13 protein-coding genes are annotated in these 17,390 nt (G+C 63.9%); 4 read left to right on the top strand and 9 right to left on the bottom strand.

Annotated elements, in window-relative coordinates; genetic code table 11:
• Positions 1 to 39 precede the first annotated feature (39 nt).
• The 8 genes from ACFYOW_RS42820 to ACFYOW_RS42785 form a co-directional block, all read right to left on the bottom strand.
• Positions 40 to 2,394: a hypothetical protein gene (locus tag ACFYOW_RS42820; protein ID WP_387296698.1), complete on the bottom strand. Its 2,355-nt coding sequence runs from the start codon at positions 2,392 to 2,394 to the stop codon at positions 40 to 42.
• 200 nt (positions 2,395 to 2,594) lie between these two features.
• A complete protein-coding gene (locus ACFYOW_RS42815; RefSeq protein WP_387296696.1) occupies positions 2,595 to 5,123 on the bottom strand; it encodes an ATP-binding protein in 2,529 nt (842 codons plus the stop codon).
• Positions 5,124 to 5,654 carry a hypothetical protein gene (locus ACFYOW_RS42810; protein WP_387296694.1) on the bottom strand — a complete coding sequence of 177 codons (531 nt, stop codon included), beginning with the start codon at positions 5,652 to 5,654 and terminating at the stop codon, positions 5,124 to 5,126.
• Positions 5,651 to 5,911 (bottom strand): hypothetical protein, encoded by a 261-nt coding sequence (locus ACFYOW_RS42805; RefSeq protein WP_062991015.1) that lies wholly within the window; start codon positions 5,909 to 5,911, stop codon positions 5,651 to 5,653. The genes ACFYOW_RS42810 and ACFYOW_RS42805 overlap by 4 nt, the downstream gene beginning before the upstream one ends.
• An 18-nt stretch (positions 5,912 to 5,929) precedes the next feature.
• Positions 5,930 to 6,925 carry a conjugal transfer protein gene (locus ACFYOW_RS42800; RefSeq protein ID WP_387296692.1) on the bottom strand — a complete coding sequence of 332 codons (996 nt, stop codon included), beginning with the start codon at positions 6,923 to 6,925 and terminating at the stop codon, positions 5,930 to 5,932.
• A 122-nt stretch (positions 6,926 to 7,047) separates the two neighbouring features.
• Positions 7,048 to 8,199 (bottom strand): GAF domain-containing protein, encoded by a 1,152-nt coding sequence (locus ACFYOW_RS42795; RefSeq protein WP_387296690.1) that lies wholly within the window; start codon positions 8,197 to 8,199, stop codon positions 7,048 to 7,050.
• Between the two features lie 311 nt (positions 8,200 to 8,510).
• The gene (locus ACFYOW_RS42790; protein ID WP_387296688.1) at positions 8,511 to 9,404 is read right to left on the bottom strand and encodes an ROK family protein; all 894 of its coding nucleotides are present in this window, start codon (positions 9,402 to 9,404) and stop codon (positions 8,511 to 8,513) included.
• A 53-nt stretch (positions 9,405 to 9,457) separates the two neighbouring features.
• Positions 9,458 to 9,910 (bottom strand): hypothetical protein, encoded by a 453-nt coding sequence (locus ACFYOW_RS42785; protein ID WP_387296686.1) that lies wholly within the window; start codon positions 9,908 to 9,910, stop codon positions 9,458 to 9,460.
• Between the two features lie 265 nt (positions 9,911 to 10,175).
• Between ACFYOW_RS42785 and ACFYOW_RS42780 the strand changes: the two genes are divergently transcribed.
• Together ACFYOW_RS42780 and ACFYOW_RS42775 are read left to right on the top strand one after the other, a co-directional pair.
• On the top strand, positions 10,176 to 10,877 hold the full coding sequence (locus ACFYOW_RS42780; RefSeq protein WP_387296684.1) for a MerR family transcriptional regulator: 702 nt from the start codon (positions 10,176 to 10,178) through the stop codon (positions 10,875 to 10,877).
• A gap of 196 nt (positions 10,878 to 11,073) precedes the next feature.
• A complete protein-coding gene (locus tag ACFYOW_RS42775) occupies positions 11,074 to 13,347 on the top strand; it encodes a hypothetical protein (RefSeq protein WP_387296682.1) in 2,274 nt (757 codons plus the stop codon).
• Between the two features lie 254 nt (positions 13,348 to 13,601).
• Here the strand turns inward: ACFYOW_RS42775 and ACFYOW_RS42770 are convergent, their stop codons facing one another.
• A complete protein-coding gene (locus ACFYOW_RS42770; protein ID WP_387296680.1) occupies positions 13,602 to 15,056 on the bottom strand; it encodes an AMP-binding protein in 1,455 nt (484 codons plus the stop codon).
• A gap of 339 nt (positions 15,057 to 15,395) precedes the next feature.
• On the opposite strand from ACFYOW_RS42770, the gene ACFYOW_RS42765 reads away from it, so the two are divergent.
• Both ACFYOW_RS42765 and ACFYOW_RS42760 read left to right on the top strand, forming a co-directional pair.
• Positions 15,396 to 15,992 carry a TetR family transcriptional regulator gene (locus ACFYOW_RS42765; protein ID WP_387296678.1) on the top strand — a complete coding sequence of 199 codons (597 nt, stop codon included), beginning with the start codon at positions 15,396 to 15,398 and terminating at the stop codon, positions 15,990 to 15,992.
• A gap of 106 nt (positions 15,993 to 16,098) precedes the next feature.
• A complete protein-coding gene (locus tag ACFYOW_RS42760) occupies positions 16,099 to 17,355 on the top strand; it encodes a cytochrome P450 (protein ID WP_387296676.1) in 1,257 nt (418 codons plus the stop codon).
• Positions 17,356 to 17,390 lie beyond the last annotated feature (35 nt).

Genomic DNA, 17,390 nt, shown 5'->3' with positions numbered 1-17,390 from the left:
CGCAAAGGACGGGCGATTTTACCTTTCCGAGGTGTAGACCTAATTCCGCAGCAGCCGATCGACCTGACTCAGTGTCCTTGCCCAGCTGGGATGATTCGGATTTGTTCCGCGTGGCGTCACTGTATTCGACAGATCGCCGGTACGACCCGCGGCCAAATGTTCTGTTCGAACAGCCTGGTAGACCGTATCCCGGAGATCACGAATTGCCTCTGGATCAGCCACGTTATCAATCAGCCGTTGGGTGTCCCTCTGCGCGTCCTTCGCATGCTCGTTCATAACCCACTGCTTCATACGATCCGCCGTTGTCTCATCGACACCGGCATCGAACAGCCTATCCCTTTCGGCGGTCCCGCTGCCACGGACATATCCGGAGGCACCGTTGTTTATCACATCATTGAGCGCCTCCATCTTCGCTCGCGCCGCATCAGGATCATAGTTGGCATGACGGGCACGGCCATTATTCATGTACTCCTCGACGTAATTCACGTGCGAAAAATATGGATCGACGTTATCGGCCAGAGTAACGCCGCCCGCCCTGACTCGGCGGAACTCCCGGGCCGCCTGCTGCAGGGTCCCCATATTGGCCGCGACCTCCTCGGCAGTGCCGTTGCCATTGATCAGCAGGCGTGCCGAATTCTGGGTGTGCCGCAATGCGGCAGCCAAGAACGCCAGGTCGCGATCCTGAAGTGGTTCGTTGGCAGCAGCCCCGGCGATGGTCGCACGCGAACGTGCCGCGAGTCGCGCCCTTTCCTCATTTCGCGCACCGGAACCGATCATGGCCCCGTACGCATCGGCCGCAGTGCCACCGACGTCGATAACGCCTTGCACTGCTGCGGCATTGCCCAGGAACGAGTCCAAACCGCCGTATGCTCCAGCTTCCGCGCCAGCATTAGCCGCAAAGAGTTCGCGGTTCATGTAGGACTGCGAATACCAGCCGAAACGCCCACCGAAACGCCCGTCCTCGGCCCACACACCTCCCTGTGCTTCCGTAATTGCCTTCTTCAGCCTGGATTGCGGGTGGAACGATCCGGGCAGCCCCATCATCATCCATTCGGTCAATGGCGAGTTGGCAAGCGTGCTCGCGCCACCCATCAGCGCCATCAACCCCATACCCCCCATCTTGTGGCTCGTGCCGAATTGCCCCATACCGAGAGCGGTCCCGCCACCACCACCGCCACCCGCCCCGGCTCTGGCTCCGCCATTCTGAATGGCCAGCGCGAACCGGTTCGCAATCCAGTCGTTACCCTTCTCCAGACCCGCGTTGAGTCGCTTCAACTGGAAGATGGCGACGATTTCCACAATCGCCATGATGACGAATACAGACATGACCTGGCCGCGCGCCTGACGGAACAGATCGCCGAGAAACAGCTCATAGACGCCGAGGAATATGACGAACACAGCCATGCGCCCGGCCGAAACGAATCCGTGCACAACACATCGAATGGTGAACGTCTGCGTCGGCCCATATACGAATCCGCCGGCGGCGAATCCGAATATCGTCATGAAGCCGTAATAGATCGAATCGAGCGCGGCCCAGATGACCTTGATGGCCAGGTATGCGCCGAAAAGCAATAGCACCGTACCGGACAGCAGCAGTAGAATTCCGGCGCCGATTTGACCGACGCTCGGGTTATCGGCCGCCGAATAGGCGGCGCTGTCCCCGCACGACTTCATCCCGTTCTTGACCCGGTCCTCGTCACCGGCCATGACACCGGCCGACCACGCCGCCCGGCACGACGCCCGGTCGTCGACTACATGCCCGAAGTTCCACACCTGCAACGGACTTCGCGCGAAGTTGTCCGCCATATCGGCCTGCATCGTCTGGATCAATTGATTCGGATTCGGATTGCTATTGCCGTTCAAACCGGCCGCCACCGAAATACCCAGATTCCGCCCCTGCGCCAGCAGTCCGTCCGGCGCCAGTACCTCCGCAAGCGGCTCGGCCAAGAAGAGCGGCCCGAGTATCGCTACCCCCACCATCATCACGACCTGCATCGAGGCCTTGGAAAAATAGCCGCGCACAATGAATACGCCAACCGGAATCGCGCCGATCGCCACGAAAGTCAGCAGCATGATCGGTGTCGCGATCTGCCCCGACAGGCTGTGGGCCACACCCTCCAGCGGCTTGCTGACGACGGTCAGCCACCCGAAGTCCAGGGTATCGGTGGGCAGCCAGATCGCGGTGACCGTTATGACAAGCCAGATGGCGAACAGCACGATGATCAGGAACGACATTACGAGATTTCCCGGGTTCAGCACACCGCCGCGATTGGTGGCGAACAGGTAACTCGAAAGTTCCACACCCGAGGAATCTTTGACGCGCATCCAGCTCAGCGCACTATTAGGCGCGGATACTGTCCCGGTGCCGGTTTGCGCCGTGGCCAGCACCGCCATGATGCCCGGACAGAGGAATAGCACGACAAGAGCGATAATCGTCCATGTGGTCCAGCGCCGACGGCGCGTCGCGCCGATCCACTTGCGACATCGCCGGAATATCGCTGACGGGCGCCATCGAACCGGATCGAATAGCTCCGATTCTTCCGCCATTCCGAAGTCGGACAATCCTCGTCGATCATCGCGACCGGTACCGAATCTCACCGGACTGCCTGTCTCTCAGCAGCAGCGGTACGCGCGGCCACTCCGGAAGTCGGCGTGCTGGTAATCGCGGTGGCTCGATCGATCCGAGCCGGTCCGAGCACCTTGCCGCGGCCGATCCGGTTGAGCGCGTCACGCATGAACATCTCACCGCGGCGTTCCTCGGGCACCTGACGGCCGGTACCGACCGGCGGGGAGGTCTCCTCGCGCAAGACCTGCAGCAAAAACGGCGCTTCCTCCAAATCGACGCCGAGCCATTCCAAACTGTTGCGCGCCAAGGTCTCGTCGCGCTGGCGGAAAACGAACCGGTTCGGGATGAGATTGTGCGCAGCGCCCTGGAAATCGGTTGCCGGATCATGCGAGGCCAGCCCTATCGCAGCCAGATGTTTACGGCCGTCACGGCTGAAGTCCGACGTGACCGCGGATCCGACCTGGGTCTGCGTGAAGTGGTGCGCCTCATCACCCACCAGCAGCCCGAACCTGCCGTTATCGGTGAGGAATGCCTCTCGGGCAGCTACACCGACGAGTTCGTAGAGTGCGGTTCCGAGTCGTTTCGTCAGCGGCAAGCGGTTGTACAGATGCGGGGTGGTGAGCTCTTCCGCGGTCGGCAGCGCGAGTTGGTGGCTGCGGATGACCGTGGCGGCGGCATTGAGTCGCAATGGTTTCAGCGATGGGTCGAACAGCACCGGCACGCGCTCGACAACCGTGCCGAGGCGCGCGGCCAAGTCGGCGTACTCCTCCTGATGGCCGGGCTGATCACGCAGTCGCCGCACGACATGGAACAAATCCAGCAAACTGCGGATGCCATGTTCGGCAATGCCGCGGGCGGTCAGCAGATTGCTCGCGGCGGCGCCCGCACCCGAGGTCGGCGACAGATCCAGCAGCGGCAGGATCGAGTCGAGCGCACGCTCGCCGGCGATTCTGGGTTCGAACATGCGCAGCGGGTCCAGTGACACCGTTGGATTCGCCAAATCGATGACGACGGCGTTATCGATCGCCGCGGCGAAATGCGCCCATTCCCCGACCTGACTGCGGTCGATGGCCAGGAATTGCCCGCCCATATCGTGTACGAGCGCCGCCATGAGCTTCAGGAAATAGGATTTGCCCGACCCGAGTTCACCGGTGACCGCGAACGAAGCGGACAGATCGTGCAGTGCGGCCTCCATGATGCCGAAGTGGATCGGCTCGTATTGACCGGATAAAAGGTTGATCCCGATCACCGGGCCACTGTCGTCGCCGATCTGACTGGTGATGAACGGGACGAAACCCGACCACATATCCGAGGGCACGATATGCGCGAAATCGTCGAACGCGCGCCGCTGCGGACTGCCCGGGACCAGCATCGACCACAGATCGACCTGGGTGCCGAGCGGGGCCGTCATATCGACCTGGAATCGCTTGTAGCGGCGTTTGAGGTTATTGACCGCATCCATCGTGATCTCACGCGAAGGGCCACCGATGGCGATGACGGTCGTGAAGGACACCTCCGATTCACCGCCGTTGACCTCGAAATGCTGGTTGTATTCGCCCAGCATCTGTGCCTTCGAGGTCAGCGTGTTCTGCGCGAACGACACTTCCTGGTCGCGCTGGTCCATCTGCTCACCGAGCCGGCGCAGGCTCAGCTCATTGTTCTTCAGCACCTGGTCCGCGGGCTTGGTCGACACCCGCATCCCCCAGTCGACCGTGACGTCGCCGAGGCCCTCCAACACATTCAAGAATTCGCTGCCACCGGGAAATCGCATGCCCGCGTACGGGAAGGAATGCGGAGTGAGCATCGCCTGATAGGACGGGCGATACTCGTAATCCGGTTGAACGATCTTGATCACCGGAACAAACGATGGCCGAATCCGCCGGTTACTGTCGGCTTGGGCGCCCTCGTCCAGCGCCGCGGAGGAAAACACCGCCGCCGTCGCGTCGTCCAGCGCACCCACCCGGGTCGGTGCCACCGGATCGCCCGCCGCGCCGCGCGACAGGTAGTGCTCCCACAGCCACTGGAAAAGCGCCGCGGGCACCGGAACCGGATCGAAATCGCCGCCGATCCGGGACAGGATCTCGTTCGCCTTATCGTCGTAGGCATCCAGGTCCGCGCGTGAGATGGCGGTCGCGTCGATCGTTGTGGTGCTGCCACGCCACATCCGCGACAGCGCCGAAATACCCGAATTGGCCGTGCCGACCGGAATTGTCAGCAGGAATATCCGGGTCTGCGGCGCGATCGCACGGACTCGTTCATACGAGGCGACCACCTCGTCGGCGTAATCCTCACATTCGTCGAGATCGACGCCCTCCACCATTTTGGTCAACACATCGATCGTATTCAGCCGCGCCTGGATACCGAGCAGCAAAGAACCGCTCGGCAAGCTGTTGATCAGCGCATGGTGGGCCATCTTCACGTCATATTTGTCACTCGCCTTGCGCAATCCGTAGCCGAGCGGATTGATGAAGTAGGTCGCGGTGACCAGACCCGAGTGCGTGAATTGCAGATTTCCGCGAATCGCGGCGGTGGGCTGTAGATCTCGTCCGAACGCCATTCAGCGGCTCCCTTCCGATGCTGGGCCACCGTTGCCGTTGATCCAGTTGCGCAGATCCGTCCCGCTGCCGCCGACACCGATCACATCGACCAACCGGATATCGGGTTTCGCGCTCTCCACCGCCTTTGTCGGACTATCCGGCAGGACCAGGACGACGGACTCTTCGATGAACATGGTGTGACGCGCCGAATCGGCGTTGACCGGCATACCTGATGCGGACACCGGCTTGCGAAATACGATGAGCCGCCCCGCCCACAGCGCCCGCGAAGTCATTCGTACACCGGTATACGGCACCAGTCCGATGGCGAAGACGACCCCGATCGTCAGCACCAACCCGACCAGGAAGGTGACCGCCGGATTGACCGGAAATACCATCGCGCATACCGAGGTGATCACCATCAACACCACTGCTCCCGCGACCTGCGGCAGCGTGTACGGCCCGAAGGGCAGCTTCTGCCCGTTCTGGGCCTTGCCGATCATGGTGGGAACCCGCTTGATCGGCGTGAAGACCTTGATCACCTGTTGACTCATCGATAGCCACCGATGGGGTGATCGGGGACCACGATGTTGGAGTCGGTGCGCGCGTAGTTGACCAGTGTCGGGAGTATCCAGAACAGGACCGCGGCCAGCAGCGCCGATCCGGCGACGGCGAGGATTTTCGCGGGCGACAGCTTGGATTTGGCCGCCTCGGATATCAGCACACCCATGCTCAGGATGGTGATCAGGATCAGGCCCGCCCAGCGGACGAAGATCAGGATGTTGTACAGGATGGCGCTCAAATTACCCATGGCCGTGCCTCTTTCGTATCAGTTCTGGGTAGCCCGCGGAATCTGCACCGTCGTCGACGGCAGCGAGGTCGTCGAGCTTGGCGCACTTGCGCGCGAGTTCTGCTGGTCGGCGATCACGGCAGGCGGGTTGGTCATCGCGGGTACGGCATCGACCGACTGCACCTGCCACTGGCCACCGTCGCGGACCATGGTCAGCGGATAGGCGAGCGTCGCGACCGCCCCGCCGTCGGCCTTGGGATTGACGGTGACGAGCACCTGCGCGTGCGTACGCGCTGTGCCACAACTGTTGTCGTCCGAGGTGACCGCGACGGTCTCCACGGCGGTGAACGGAGCCGGGCGCAGCGCGGCGATGCCGGCGTCCAGAGTGACGTACCGGCCTACATCGCCATTACCCGTCAGATAGGTGGCCAGAAAGCCCGAAGCCACTTGCGCGAGCGGCGTATCCGCCGTACACGGCGAGGAGTATGCCTGCGCCAGGTCGGCACCTCGGCTGGGCGGCTCGACCAAGGCTGGCAGCGCGAGCGCCCGCAGTCGACCGTTGAGAACCGATACCCCGACCCGATAGAACTGGCGGGTGTCAGCGCCGGTGCTGTTGTTGGCGGTGGCGGTGCCGGAAGCACTGCTGGCGGTCGGAGCGGATTTGCCGACTTTGACCGATACGGTCACCGACCAGACCTCGAGTGTGTCGAAGCTCCCCACGCGCGATACGTACACCACGGCAGGATCGGATACCTGCCGGGCCGTCGAGGGCAAGGTGATCTGCTGCGCACTGGCTCCGACATATTCACCGAGCCGATCCTGTTGTCCGGCAACAGAACTCAAGTAGGTCACAATGAACTGCTGGGCGAAGGAGCCGGCCAATTGCGCGCGGCCGATGGTCGCGGGCGTCGCACTGTCGGATGGGGGCGGCGGGTCCGAGGCGAAGAAATCGAGGATCGCGTGCCCGCCACCGAGTACTGCCAGCACCGCGAGCACCGCGACGATCACATTGTCGCGGCGGCGGCGTGCGACCATTCGGCGAAGTAATTCATCGCCCGAATCCGTCGATCTGCCAACCATTGTCCGCACTCCCGAAATGGTAGAGAGCACCATCATTTCCAGCCGCCGCCATCGTTCCCAACATTGGGGACAGCAGGTCAGTACACAGGGCTACGTTTCAAGCGATGTGCGAGCCGATACTGCAGCTGATCGTCGTACCCGATCGGCGCCTGCCCCTGCGGGGTTTCCAGCGCGTTGCGCCCGGATTCCAGCATCGGCATGTCATCGGCGACACGCACCAACTGGGCGATCGCGAGTTGCCGACTCGGATAGCCCGGATACGGATAAAGCAGCAGCGACGTCGGCGTGTAACCGCCGCCGTAGTTGAGCGCTCGCACCGTGACACCCGCCGTATCACCGGACTGCAGCCGATCGCTGAGCGCCATCAATCGGACGCGGTCATCCGGATGGAAGACATCCACCGGCCGGAACAGATAGTCCCATCGAATCCAGGGCGCCGGATCCGTGAGCCAGTGCGAGATGCTGGCGCGCTCGGTCTGGACGATCGCGAGATGGGTTCCGGCCCGGCGGTGGGCCTCGCGCAATCCGACCCGCTCCAGGGTCGGCCACTCCGACAGCTCATTGTCCGAGGTGACATCCTCGATCAACAACCACGCGCCGTGCGTGCGAGCGTCGTCGCGGGCCCGGATACTGATACGCCACCGTCCCGGCCGCTCGGGCCCATCGGTCACCGTGACCTCGAACTGGAGCTTGTCACCGGCCTTCGGACTGTAGAGCAGATCCAGGACCTCGGCATGTCGATTGAAGGCCGAGATCCGATGGAACAACTCGGCGATCGACATCACCGGCACATGTTGCTCGGCCGAGTTCCCGGTCAGCCGGGTCGCACCGATCGGCTGCTGAATGGTCTGCGTATCGAGGTCCCAGATCGCCCCCACCGCGGGCGGTAGTTCCGGACAGGTCGCCGCGGCGGAACCCATCCACAAACGCACAGCGTGCACATCGCCACCTGGCCCGAATACCGGTCGTATCCGCAGCGCGTGCGGACCCGAACCGGTCCCGAGCGTCAGATCCACGTCCTCGGCCTCGTCGCGCGCCGCCCGGATCGCATCGATCAGGCTCCGGGTTTTGAGGCTGTCGTAGAGCGCCGGGGTCCGCGCCATCAGCCGCTGCAGTACTCGCTGCCAGTCGGCGAATCCACGCGGTGCGTCCCCCACCGACGCCACCGACATCGCCTCGGGCGTCAACGTCTCGATCGTTATCCAAGGATTTACTGCGCCACTTGTCATCGCACTGCCCGTACCAACCGTTCGTCGGAAGCCGCCACCTGTGTGTGACACGGATAATGTACCGCTATATAACGGCTCGTTCAACGGGTTTACAGATGTCGACATCAGATGCAGTCTGCAACACGTGGCCACTCGACGTTCACCGAGCGGTCTTTTCTTAACGTCCGCTTAAGAACGCGTGTATAGACGTCAGAATTACCGCAGCTCAGCACAGTTCGCGCGAGAATGCGGCAAATCGCAGCACAAGGCCTGGGACCAGCGGCGAACGCAGTGGTCCCAGGCCGTAAATCCCCGCCCGCAACCGCGACGGGCTAGCCCTCTCCCGCCGTCAAGGCCAGTACACCGGCACCCGCCAGCACGCCCACCGCGCCGAGTTCCGATGGCACGACTCGCAATCCGGTCAGGTAACCGAGCCGGGCATGCGTCGCGATCGCAGCGCCGAGCGCTTTCCACAGCGAGGTACCCGGCACCGCCAGCGTGCCGCCGATGACCACCCGGTCCAGGTCGAGCAGTGCGGCCACCGAGGCGATCGCACAGCCCAATGCCGTCCCGGCGCGGGTGAGCGCTGCATCGGCGAGTTCGTCACCCGCACGCGCCTGACCGACCAGGTCGTCGACCGAGGTGCCCTGCCACCCTTGCGCGCGTGCCCATTTCACCGCGGAGATTCCACCGGCGACCGCCTCCACACAGCCACGGCCGCCGCATTCGCAGAGCTCATCGAAGCCCGGCACCAGCACATGGCCGAGGTTTCCCGCATTTCCGGTCCGGCCGACCACCACGAAGCCACCGACCATGACGCCGGCGCCGATCCGGTCCGAGACCATGACCGCGAGGGCGTCTAGTACGTCGTTCGTCGCGCCGAAGTTACGCTCGGCCAGGCCGAGGCAGACGCCGTCGAGCGCCAACTGGACGATGGCGTTCGGAAACAGCTTTTCCACTGCCGCCACAATCCCGAAACCCGTCCCCCACTCGGCGATACCGGGCGGTGCGACCACACCGGCGGCCATATCGAGCGGGCCGACGGAGCCGATTCCGACGCCGGTGACATCTTCGCCACCGGCGGCCTCGAGCAACAGGTCACGGCAGCCATCCCAGGCCGCGCGGGCCGGGATGGGGACGCGTCGGATCTCGTCCTCACCGACATTGTCGGCCACCCGACTCGCCGCGAAACCGCCCGGCCCGATCTCCAGAGCCAACATCGTCATGAGTTACACACCGCCAGAATGAAGTCCGTAGTGAACAGTGGACGAAGCATAGGTCAGTGTGCGCCGGTTCCGGTCGGTTCGAGTCTGCGACCGAGCACGATGTGACGGCGCGGCGCCGCCGGAGCGAGCTCTGCGGGTGCCGGACGCGAACCTGTTCGGATGATCCGCAGCGGCCGCTTGTGGTCGATCGGGGTGATGCGATGGCGGTCCAGGTCAGAGACGACCTTGCCTGCGCTGTCATAGGGAACTCCGGCCCAGATCATCGCGCGGGGGCCGGTGCCGCGCTCGATGAGCGTCTGCGCCAACTGTTCACATTTCGCGAAGACCGGGCAGCTCTCGCAGATTCGCATCGCCGCGCGCCACGAGTCCGGAGTGCCGACGTCCAGATCCCAGTCGTCGGGACCGTCCGCACAGGGCGGCCGATGGGCCGACCCACTCGGAAGCGTCGAAACCTTCGCTGTCACAACGGTTTCCACGACGAAGGAAGAAGATTGCGTGATGCTCATAGCCGTCTCCGGGGATGCCGAGGGCGCGCCAACTCCGTTGTGCGGGCCCATTGGTCGGGCGGTCATCAGGGCTGCTCGACAGTCCCCGGAAGGGCCAGCGATGATTGCTGGTCCACGAACGTTAACTCACGATTCGTCAGCGAGCAATCGCTTCTGCCGCTACTTAACGGCACGTTGACCAACATGTGATCTTGGCGTATCGTTAGTTAACGGTACATTTGTTCGCGGGCCATCCGCTTGGGGCGAATTGTGGTTTCCTATGGATATGGCTGTTGGGTCCGAGTACACGATCGACGAACTAGCGCGGGCGGCAGATACCACCGTGCGAAGCGTCCGCGTGTACCACGAACGAGGACTCCTCCCATCCCCCGATGTCCGGGGGCGCATCGGCTATTACGGGTCGGATCACCTCAACAGACTGCAGACGATCAGTCGTCTGCTCAGTCGAGGCATGAAGTTGAACGGGATTCGGGAACTGCTCGAGGCCTGGGATCGCGGTGACGGATTGGCGGAGGTGCTCGGCGTCAACGACCAGCCCGTCTCCGAGCCGACGACGGTCGCCGCGCCGGGCTCTCCCCGGCCGCAGCGCAGACAGGCGCCCCCGGAACTTCCGGAGTACGTTCAGCAGGCGCTCGCCGCCAGCGGCGATCCGCACGAGGCCTACCGGGTGACCAATCCGCGCTGCGGCGACCTGACCACCCGACTCGTCGATGCGGGTATTTCCGCGCGCGACGCCTTCGAACTGGTCGAGCGGCTCAGAGCCGATTGCAATCAGATCGCCGATCAGTATGCGACCCAACTGTTCTACTTCCTGGCGGGCCAGACCTACGAACAGTCCGGGCGCACACCGAAGGACCGCGCCAAACTCGAATCGGATTTGGCCATCGCTCGGCTGATCGCCACGCGCGCCACATCGGAGCTGATCGATCAGGCCTTCGCCAGACATTCCGAACTGCCGCCGAGCTGATACGGATTTCCACACAGAACAATTCGATGTGTCGTCGGTAACTATTGCCGTATTCCATACGAATTCTATACGAATCACTCTGAGTCCAATGGGTTTTCGGTGCCCGACCACGCGTTATGTTTGATGCGTGGTCGGACGATCAGATAATCTCGTTGGCACACGGCTCATGTCGGGCAATGCAGGTCACCCAAATGCGTTGTCGGACTTTGAATTCTGGGATCCGGTCCGTTGGCGGCCGCGTGCGGTGATTTGCAGCATCGGACGGTGGGTCAGCGCTACTCGGCTGCGCCGAATAACGGCGCGGCTGTTGCTCGGCACAACTTTGTTCTTCGTTATTCCGATGACCGTCGGCGCGGTGGCCACGGCGCAGACCGGGACCGACACCGCGGGATCATCGACGATCGATGGCGTCGGCTGGATGAATGTCCGGGATTCGCACGGAGTTCCGCTGGCCAATTATGTCTTCGCCACAAATCACGGCAGCATCCTCCATCCCGGAGATGCCGCGTTATCCTCCGCGCTCGATTTGGAATTCGCGGGGTTCATGGCCACCGAGGTCACCGGCATCTGGGTGATCCGCTATGTGGTGAGCTTTCGCTGGCTCGACCTGATCGCGGAGCCGTTGACCCGGGTCGCCGACACACTAGCCGGACAGGTCGGCACGCCCCTCATCCTTGTTCTCGCGGTGACGATCGGTGGAGTACCCGTGGGTTGGTTCATCGTTCGCGGATACTTCTCCAAGGCCACCCTTCAGGTTGTGACGATGATCGGTGTCGCCTTGTTCAGCGTGCCCTACCTGGCGCATCCGATGGCCGATGTCCTTTCGTCGGACGGATTGCTCGCACAGGGACGCGACGTCGGTGTGGCGGTAGCCGCGGGCCTCAACGGCCAATCGAACCCGAGCCCGAATGTGGTCGTCGATTCGATAGAGGGCACGCTCGCCGATAACTTCGTGCGTTATCCCTTGCAGGTGTGGAACTTCGGCCATGTCGTCGACGACTCACCGGCGTGCCGAGCCGCGTGGTCGGACGGGGTATTGGCCGGTAGCGATGACAAGGTCACCAGCGGTCTGAGACGTTGCGGCGATGTCGCCGCCTACACCAAGAGTCAGAATCCCAATGCGGGCCAGATCTGCACCGGCCTGCTGCTGCTGGTTTTCGCCGCCGTCCTGCTGATGTTCGGCGTGTATCTGTCCGGAAAAATAGTGGTAGCCGCGGCGGAGGCGATCTATCACGCGTTCATGGCCATCTTCGGCTTCGCGGCGGGCGGATACGTCTATGGACCGAGCCAGACCTTCCTGCTACGTAATCTGGTCGATGCCTTTGTGTCGGCAGGGAAGATGATCGCGTTCACCGTATATCTCGGCATCTACGCCCTGGTCCTCGGCGATGTATTCAAACAGGCGCAGGGCCACGGCATCGCGGTGATCTTCATCGGTGGATCGTTCATGATCATCGGAATCGTCTTGCTACGCCGGATGAGCCGCGGCCTCGCCGCCGCACCCGCCCGGGTAGCTGGTCGGATCAGTGGTGTGCTCGCGACCGGACATGCTGCCCCGGCCGGTGTCGGCGGTGGATCCATGGTGGGAGCGGGCGGCATGTCCGGAACCCAGCGCCTCGTAACCGGACTCGCGGCGCTCAACACGGTGAACGCCTCGCCGGTGACCGAATATCTGATGGGCCGCAGGCGCGCGCCGTTGAGTTCGCGCTCGCGGCTGCGCCAGGAAGCGGAGGTCGCCAATATGGTGCAGGCTGCGGAGGCGGGGCGCTTCGGCTGGATCCGCAATTACTACCGGACGCGCGAGCAGATCATCGACTCCGCGCGATCCGCCGCGGCGACGTATGGCCACACCCCCATGGGCGCCGCCGTGGCGGTGGACCGGGTGATCGACCGCGGCGCAAGCCTCGGCGATGCCGAAGCGGCCTTGTTCAGTGCAGGATTCAAAGACAAGGAGATGCGGACCAACGCCATCAAGGCCTACAACTACCGCACGAGTTGGGGGCCGAATATGTGGGATGGCGACAAGCACATCGGGCAGGCCATCGCCTCACTCGGTGTGCTCAAACTGGGCGAGACGCCCGCCAATGTCGCGTTGTTCAAGCGGACCGCGCACCGGCTCGCGCAGCGGCGCTTCGCCGATCCCGATCTGCAGTTCAGCAGCTTCACAGCGCCGGAGCAGCAGTTCCTGCGCGATTACTTCGACAACCCCACCGAGCCGGTCATCCACGCCATTCGGGATGTCGTGTCGGGCACCGGGAATACGTTGCCCACCCTGACCGGCACCGTAACCCGGGAGCGCGCCGCGCTCATGAACAGGTTCATCAATGTGCACCTGAGCCGGGAGTACCTGGCGGCCGCCGAGGCGGAAGACTTCGCGGCGGCATCGGGAATCCTGCAGAAGATGGCACTGCCCGAATACTGGACCGGCAGCAGCACCCTAACCCCATCGAAGGCCATACCAACGTTCTAACCCCTCGCAATAACCGCGGCCGCAGTTTGATCGTGGCCCACTGTCCGGTAGATGTGGCGCTGCGGCGCCCCGAAGCCCGAGGAAGCCGATCCGTGTGCGGGCTGCCCACCGACGGCCATCGCTATGGCGAAGATGATGTCCGCTTCGACGAGCTTCCGAGCTCGACCCAACCTGCCGGGAAGGCATGCTTCAGTCGGAATTCGCTGCGGTAAAGCCGTGCAGGACAGGGTGATTCATCCGTCCGGTCGGTTTTTTCAGCCTACTTCGAACAACTGTGCCGCCATGCGACGGCTGGGTTTTCCGTTCGCCAGTTGCGGGAGCCGGTTCACCAGACGGAGCTGGCCCGGAATCTGGTGCTCGGCCAAGTGGGAGTGGCAGTGGCGCATGATGTCGCGCTTGGTGGTCTGCGAACCCTCGCGCAAATGGACGACGGCCGCGACGTCGTCGCCGAGATGCGGATGCGGCACCCGCGTCGCGAGCGATGAGACGACGTCCGGATGTTCGTCCAGCGCGGCCTCTACATCGACCGGCGCCACCGCGTGGTCGCCGCGGTGCGCGATTTCGCTGAGCCGACCCAGGATTCGCAGGCGCCCGTCTTCTTCCCGGCGCGCCACGTCACGCGTCCGCAGCCAGCCGTCGGCAGTGAAGGCGGCAGCAGTGGCGGCAGGATTGCCGACATACCTGCTGAACAGTGCCGTACCGCGGACTTCCAGTTCGCGCCCGCCCGCGATTTCGTCACCGGCCAAACGGAATTCGACACCGGTCGGGGTACCGACCGTCCCGGGCACCCGTTCCCACGACGGCGGATCGGCCGCCGCCTGGTGGCTGGTTTCGGCGAGTTCCAGTGCCTCCACGACCGGGCAGTCGAGCAGCCGTTCCGCGCGCTCGGCCGCGAGGCGGGACAGTGGGGCCGAGGCAGTGCGCAGGAAACGCATGCCGCGTGCGCGCTTTCGCGATGCCACCAGATCCGCGGTGATACCGGCCAGCTGCATCGGCATCACCGTGAGCCAGGTCGGCGCCGCCGCATCCAGCAGTCGGTGCGTTTGTCGCGCCTCGCCCGCGGCGGGCAGCACCATGATGCACCGGCTGCGCAGTGTCGCCATCAGGTTCGCGAACAGGCCGTGGCTCTGTGCCCACGGCAGCAGGGCGATGGTGCGGTCGTCCGGTGTGAGTGCGAAATGGTCTGCGACAGCGGCGATTCCGGCCGCGATATTGGCCTCCGACAGTGCCACGGCCTTCGGCGCTCCGGTGGAGCCGGAGGTGAACAGGATCAGCCGGTCGTCCTCGTGCACCGTGGGTGCGGGCACCGTCGGCATCCAGCCGCCGTGGCGCGCAGGCGGAGCCTGGATCCACTCCAGCTGCGCCGGGGGCTCGAACGGGTTGCGCCACAGTAGCGTCGGCGACTCGATCGAAGCGAGAGTCGGCGCGACCACCACTCGGGGGCGGGCCAGTGTAAAAATCTGCTGTTTCTCCCGCGCACTCAGCCGCGGATCAACCGGCGCGAATACCGCACCGATATTCCAGGCGGCCGACATTACGGCGGCGAAGGCAGGCGAATTCGGTAGTTCGGCGACCACCACGTCACCCACACCGACGCCATTCTTCTTCAAACTCCGTGCGACGGTCTCGGCCCACGCCTCCAGCTGACCGAATGATAAGAGCGGATGGGCATCGGCGGAAACCAGAAACGGCCGATCGCGGACATCCATCAATTGTCCTTCCGATGGCGCGGGTGGTGTCCCACTCCCGTTGCGGAATTCGAGATTCCGCAATCGGGAGTGGGGTCACGAACGGCACCCATCGCAGGTCGCGGCAGCTTTCCCCGGCACCTCCCGGCAAGGGGGAACAAGAGGTGAGCAATGGAACCCGAAGGGCCGCGCGACCAACGCCTTTCCGCATCGTGACGCATCCGGCACCACATCGAGGTCCAATTCTTAGCGGTGCCAGGGCAGAACAGTACCGCCACAACGCAGCCGCCCGCACAATCCTCGTTCCCAATTTTGGGAACGCGACTTACGCTGCACTGTCTGGGATCAACCGGAGGGTGCATGTCTGATCAGTACGAGCCCGTCGGCCGCAAAAGAGATGCGGCCGCAACGCGACTCGCCATTTTGGCGGCGGCACAACAACTGTTCGCCGAACGGGGCTACGAGCGCGCCACGGTGCGCGAGATAGCCGCACGGGCCGGGGTGAATCAGGCGCTGCTGTTCCGGTACTTCGGCAATAAGGACGAACTGTTCCGTGCGTCGATCGCGGACCGTGGTCGGCGCGTGCTCGAGGAGGGACCTGCCGAGGCATTGCTCGGCCGCCTACTGGCACGCGCGCTGGAGCCGACCGGCTCTGCGGCACAGGCACATTGGCTGCAGGCCGCACTGCGCTCCAGCGGACATGACGAGGGTGCGGCCGCGGTGCGGCGAGAACTGGGCGACGAGTACGTGGGCGCGCTTTCCGCACTCACCGATGGAGCCGATGCCGAGTTGCGCGCCGATCTCCTGCTCGCCTGGTTGCTCGGCATCGGTTTGGTTCGTTCGGTACATCGCCGGGATCCACTGGCGAGCGCCGATCCGGCCGCGGTTGCCGAGCATGTGCTGCGCGCCGCGCGGGTGCTACTGGAGCGGGTGGATGTGAAATTTCCACCTACATAACAGGATTCATCCGTTGACGGGCCGACGTGCCCTTCCTACCATCAGTTGTAAGCACTCGCTTACATCGCTCGGGCACCCCACTGTCGCGTAGCGGAAGGGAGATCTGATGCGGACAGCATCGCGCAGCGATTCGATGGGGGGTGGCGGTCGGGCGACGGGTGGGCCCGTCGACCACGAGGTACGGAGCTTCCCCTTCGGTACCCCGGTCCGCCTGGATATGGATCCGCTCTACGCGCGGTTGCGCCGAGAGGAACCGATCAGCCGCGTGCGACTCCCCTACGGCGGCGAAGGCTGGCTGGTCACCCGCTACGAGGACGTCAAACAGGTACTCGCCGACCCGAGATTCAGCCGCGCCGCAGCGGTCGAACGCGAGGATATTCCGCGCACCACGCCCGAACCCGCGCGCCGCAATTCGCTGCTGACCATGGATCCGCCGGAGCACACGCGACTACGCAAACTCGTGGTCAAGGCGTTCACCGGCCGCCGGGTCCAGGCGTTGCGCCCGCGCGCCCAGCAGATCGTGGACGAGCGGCTCGACGAAATCGAGCGATCCGGCCCACCCGCCGATCTGGTGCAACTGCTCGCCTTGCCGCTGCCGGTCACAGTGATCTGCGAAATGCTCGGCGTCCCACCGCAAGACCAGCACCGCTTCCGGAATTTCTCCGATACGGTGCTGTCCACCACCGCATACACTCGCGAACAGATCAGTACCGCACGCGCGGGCCTGGAGGCGTATCTCACCGAGCTCGTGGCCCAGCGCCGCGAGCAGCCGACCGACGATCTGCTCGGCGCTTTGGTCGCCGCGCGCGATGACGAGGACCGGCTCAGCGAGGCGGAGTTGGTCAACCTGGGTATCGGCTTGCTCATCGCGGGCCACGAGACCACGGCCAATCAGATCGCCAACTTCACCTATGTGCTGCTGACCGAGCGCGAACACTGGGAATTGCTTTGCGGCAGACCAGAACTCGTCCCAAGCGCGGTGGAGGAACTACTGCGCTACGTCCAATTGGGTGCGGGCGGTTCATTTCCCAGAATCGCCACCGAGGACCTCGAGCTGGGTGGGGTCGGAATCCGGTCCGGTGAGTCGGTATTCGTCAATACCCAGGCCGCCAATCGTGACGAGACCGTCTTCGACGACCCCGAAGGCTTGGACCTGACCCGAGAACGCAACCCGCACATGGCCTTCGGACACGGCGCACACCACTGCCTCGGCGCGCAACTGGCCAGGGTTGAGCTGCAAGTGGCGCTCAGGTCACTGCTGCAACGGTTCCCGACCCTGCACCTCGCCGTACCGGTCGACGAGGTGCCGTGGAAGTCCGGTCTGCTGGTGCGCGGACCGAAAGCCCTCCCGGTGGCCTGGTAGCCCCGGATTGCTTGCTGCGCTATAGCCTCCGGCAG

The organism is Nocardia sp. NPDC006982, assembly GCF_042869435.1.
Lineage (GTDB): Bacteria > Actinomycetota > Actinomycetes > Mycobacteriales > Mycobacteriaceae > Nocardia.
Note: the sequence above shows the minus strand (reverse complement) of the source record. Positions and strands in the feature narration are given on the sequence as shown.

Bases quoted from the DNA above. Each gene is read 5' to 3' on its own strand.
- ACFYOW_RS42820 (WP_387296698.1), bottom strand. From the start codon at position 2,394: ATGGCGGTGCTGGCCACGGCGCAAACCGGCACCGGGACAGTATCCGCG.
- ACFYOW_RS42810 (WP_387296694.1), bottom strand. From the start codon at position 5,654: ATGAGTCAACAGGTGATCAAGGTCTTCACGCCGATCAAGCGGGTTCCC.
- ACFYOW_RS42770 (WP_387296680.1), bottom strand. From the start codon at position 15,056: ATGGATGTCCGCGATCGGCCGTTTCTGGTTTCCGCCGATGCCCATCCG.
- ACFYOW_RS42800 (WP_387296692.1), bottom strand. From the start codon at position 6,925: ATGGTCGCACGCCGCCGCCGCGACAATGTGATCGTCGCGGTGCTCGCG.
- ACFYOW_RS42765 (WP_387296678.1), top strand. From the start codon at position 15,396: ATGTCTGATCAGTACGAGCCCGTCGGCCGCAAAAGAGATGCGGCCGCA.
- ACFYOW_RS42815 (WP_387296696.1), bottom strand. From the start codon at position 5,123: ATGGCGTTCGGACGAGATCTACAGCCCACCGCCGCGATTCGCGGAAAT.
- ACFYOW_RS42760 (WP_387296676.1), top strand. From the start codon at position 16,099: ATGCGGACAGCATCGCGCAGCGATTCGATGGGGGGTGGCGGTCGGGCG.
- ACFYOW_RS42780 (WP_387296684.1), top strand. From the start codon at position 10,176: ATGGCTGTTGGGTCCGAGTACACGATCGACGAACTAGCGCGGGCGGCA.
- ACFYOW_RS42805 (WP_062991015.1), bottom strand. From the start codon at position 5,911: ATGGGTAATTTGAGCGCCATCCTGTACAACATCCTGATCTTCGTCCGC.
- ACFYOW_RS42785 (WP_387296686.1), bottom strand. From the start codon at position 9,910: ATGAGCATCACGCAATCTTCTTCCTTCGTCGTGGAAACCGTTGTGACA.
- ACFYOW_RS42790 (WP_387296688.1), bottom strand. From the start codon at position 9,404: ATGACGATGTTGGCTCTGGAGATCGGGCCGGGCGGTTTCGCGGCGAGT.
- ACFYOW_RS42795 (WP_387296690.1), bottom strand. From the start codon at position 8,199: ATGACAAGTGGCGCAGTAAATCCTTGGATAACGATCGAGACGTTGACG.